This is a genomic window from Microcystis sp. M44BS1 (assembly GCF_020244875.1).
Lineage (GTDB): Bacteria > Cyanobacteriota > Cyanobacteriia > Cyanobacteriales > Microcystaceae > Microcystis > Microcystis panniformis.
Window position 1 is genome coordinate 1 of the sequence record NZ_JADBVM010000254.1, and the last position, 2517, is coordinate 2517.

The following is a 2517-nucleotide window of genomic DNA, read 5'->3' on the forward strand; positions in this document are numbered from 1 at the left end:
AATTACTGGTGCAAGTTGGGAATCTGGTAATGTACCGCAAGTCCTTCGTCATCGCTGTGCTTATCTAAATGGTTGCCTTTTTTAACTTTTTTATTGATCTCATTAAGCATTTCTACTTATTGCAAAGGTGAGATGCTCCCAATGCTTGCGCCCATAGTGTCATATATATTATATCACGTCAGGGTTTATAGAATAATTTTATTATGACAACTCTTATAAACTTGAAGCTAATTGAGGCGCGACAATAGTTTCTAGGGAAAAAGCATTCAGATCCGTTAAGCTTCTGGCGTGTTCCAAGGTGATTGCACAAATGTTCCCATTTTTATCAAGATCGACTAAGGTATTTTCATTGATTTCTTGAGTCTCGACAATAGGATTGTTATTGAACTCTAAATATAGAGTATCCGTATCTTGAAAGTAGGTGATTTTAATGGCTTAAAATTCCTCTACTTTAAATAAGTTGTAAGTCATCTTTTTCTAAGTCGTTAAGAGATTGATTCGTGATGAGATAATAAAGAACATCGGGGTCTAAATCAGCCCCATTTTCCCAATAAATTGTTCCCCAATCAGGATTAATTTTGACAGTTTTAAAAAAGTCTAAGTCTTTGAGCGGTTGAAAAATGCCAACAAACTCGATAATTTCTTCAAGATTAATAATCCCCTCTTGATTATCTTCAAATTTAAGATAAAGTTGATAATTATTTAGGGGTTTCACTTCAATAATATCTTTTAGCATGGTTTATTCTAATGGGAGGATTGGTTGTAAAGGTTCATTAAGTCTAGCAAGTTGCCAGTTTTCCTTTAATTCTTGTTGATGAATAGCAGCCCATTCAATTACTAAACCAAGAATACTTGGAGACAATTGACCTTGTAAAATAGTGAGATTTTTAATGTCAATGATCGCCTTTTGTTGATTATAGCGAACATGAAAATGAGCAGGTGTATGGTCGTTATAGTACATAGTGATAATAATTCCTAAAAAACGACTAATTTCTGGCATTGCGAATTTAAGATTATCTATAATTTGTGTTAAGTGGTGATAACAAGCTGATCTTCTGTTTCCAATTCTAATAGGATGGGAATTAAGTCTTTGGCAATATCAATGACGGCATCTATTGTATCAGCTTCAGCGACAAGTCCTTGTATATCGGGACTGGTGGCGACATAGTAATCTTGTCCGTTTTCTTGAAAGCGTTCAATGGTAAGGTTAATTTGGTTTTGCATGGGGAATCCATAGGGTTTATAGAATAATTTTATTATGACAAATCTTATAAACTTGAAGCTAATTGAGGCGCGACAATAGTTTCTAGGGAAAAAGCATTCAGATCCGTTAAGCTTCTGGCCTGTTCCAAGGTGATTGCACAAATGTTCCCATTTTTATCAAGATCGACCAAGGTATTTTCATTGATTTCTTGAGTCTCGACAATAGGATTGTTATTGAACTCTAAATATAGAGTGTCCGTATCTTGAAAGTAGGTGATTTTCATGGCTAACTTGGGTTATCAAGAGTTTCTAATCTCCTTCTAATAGTGATTTATTTGGTGGGCGATCGCGGTTTTGAGAATTGTCCATCATATTTGAACGTTAAGCCACAGCAAAGCCTGTATAGGGTCTAATTTCAGGGGATTTAAAGGCTAAAATAATCTGGTTTTGAGGGATTCCTGCGGCTACTAATTCATCGGCAATACCATCCTCAGTTCCGTCGTGTTGAATCCAAATTTTTTGATCAATAATATCAATATGTAATAGGGTTCCGTAGATTCGATAACCATTTTGCCAACCTGTTTCAACCAATAAATAGCGATCGCGGGTTTGATCTAGGACTAATTCGATTTGGATTTGGCGATCGGTGTCGAAGAAGTCGGCATAATCTTGGAATGTTTTTTCAATAATTTGCCGATATTGGGCAATTAAGGAATCCATCGTACAATTACCTCCTGGTTGGGATCGAAACTAAATAACTGAATAATACCATCTTCAATTAAGGTTTGACCTGCTTCTTCTTCAAATACTGTTTTGCAGGTGTTTTCGCTAACAGCCAAAAATAGTTTATGTTCGGGATAATAACGCTTTAGGAGATGGGTATAAACGACAAATTGACCAACTGCTTCTTCAAGGTCTTTCATATCAGAAGGACGAGTAAAGCTCTTAACTTCAATGGCTATTTTTTCTGTTCCTTTTTCTGCGGCTAATAGTCTTTCTGCTCCCAAATCAACAAATAGGTTTTTACCTCTTGCTAAACGAATCCGTAGGGGGTCATGGGTAATTGTCCAGCCGTCTTTTATTAGGGCGTGTTTTACACAGTCATGGAAAATATCTTTGGCAGGCATTTTCATGCGGTTCTATATAAACTCTATGTGATTATACATTTCTTCGGGTTCAAGAATTTCCCAGATTAAGAGTAGTCCTCGAATTATTTGACCAATAGATTTACTTTGTTGGGGACAGTAAGCAATTCCTGCATGAGTTATAGATGATTGATTGATTCTTAAAAAATCAGTATCTTGAGTAAAAATT

Annotated in this window: 7 protein-coding genes; all 7 read right to left on the reverse strand. The window is 35.7% G+C overall.

Translation table 11 applies throughout. From position 1 onward, the window contains the following. Positions 1-213: 213 nt before the first annotated feature. The 7 genes from IM515_RS19775 to IM515_RS19805 all read right to left on the reverse strand — a co-directional run bounded on the left by IM515_RS19775 (position 214) and on the right by IM515_RS19805 (position 2330). On the reverse strand, positions 214-432 hold the full coding sequence (locus IM515_RS19775) for a DUF2283 domain-containing protein (RefSeq protein ID WP_287628253.1): 219 nt from the start codon (positions 430-432) through the stop codon (positions 214-216). 19 nt (positions 433-451) lie between these two features. Further along, the gene (locus tag IM515_RS19780) at positions 452-736 is read right to left on the reverse strand and encodes a DUF2442 domain-containing protein (RefSeq protein WP_287628249.1); all 285 of its coding nucleotides are present in this window, start codon (positions 734-736) and stop codon (positions 452-454) included. A gap of 3 nt (positions 737-739) precedes the next feature. After that, the gene (locus IM515_RS19785; protein ID WP_287628250.1) at positions 740-1000 is read right to left on the reverse strand and encodes a DUF4160 domain-containing protein; all 261 of its coding nucleotides are present in this window, start codon (positions 998-1000) and stop codon (positions 740-742) included. Between the two features lie 29 nt (positions 1001-1029). Beyond that, positions 1030-1224, reverse strand: a complete 195-nt coding sequence (locus tag IM515_RS19790) for a type II toxin-antitoxin system HicB family antitoxin (RefSeq protein ID WP_287628251.1) — start codon at positions 1222-1224, stop codon at positions 1030-1032. A 44-nt stretch (positions 1225-1268) separates the two neighbouring features. After that, positions 1269-1487, reverse strand: a complete 219-nt coding sequence (locus tag IM515_RS19795) for a DUF2283 domain-containing protein (RefSeq protein WP_012267887.1) — start codon at positions 1485-1487, stop codon at positions 1269-1271. 97 nt (positions 1488-1584) lie between these two features. Then, on the reverse strand, positions 1585-1923 hold the full coding sequence (locus tag IM515_RS19800) for a XisI protein (protein ID WP_287628252.1): 339 nt from the start codon (positions 1921-1923) through the stop codon (positions 1585-1587). Then, entirely contained in the window at positions 1911-2330 is a 420-nt protein-coding gene (locus tag IM515_RS19805) for a XisH family protein (protein WP_002788475.1), read from the reverse strand. Before IM515_RS19805 ends, IM515_RS19800 begins: the two co-directional genes overlap by 13 nt. Between the last annotated feature and the right edge of the window lie 187 nt (positions 2331-2517).

Excerpts from the sequence above, each read along its gene's own strand:
- IM515_RS19785 (WP_287628250.1), bottom strand. The coding sequence starts at position 1,000 with ATGCCAGAAATTAGTCGTTTTTTAGGAATTATTATCACTATGTACTAT.
- IM515_RS19805 (WP_002788475.1), bottom strand. The coding sequence starts at position 2,330 with ATGCCTGCCAAAGATATTTTCCATGACTGTGTAAAACACGCCCTAATA.
- IM515_RS19780 (WP_287628249.1), bottom strand. The coding sequence starts at position 736 with ATGCTAAAAGATATTATTGAAGTGAAACCCCTAAATAATTATCAACTT.
- IM515_RS19800 (WP_287628252.1), bottom strand. The coding sequence starts at position 1,923 with ATGGATTCCTTAATTGCCCAATATCGGCAAATTATTGAAAAAACATTC.
- IM515_RS19790 (WP_287628251.1), bottom strand. The coding sequence starts at position 1,224 with ATGCAAAACCAAATTAACCTTACCATTGAACGCTTTCAAGAAAACGGA.
- IM515_RS19795 (WP_012267887.1), bottom strand. The coding sequence starts at position 1,487 with ATGAAAATCACCTACTTTCAAGATACGGACACTCTATATTTAGAGTTC.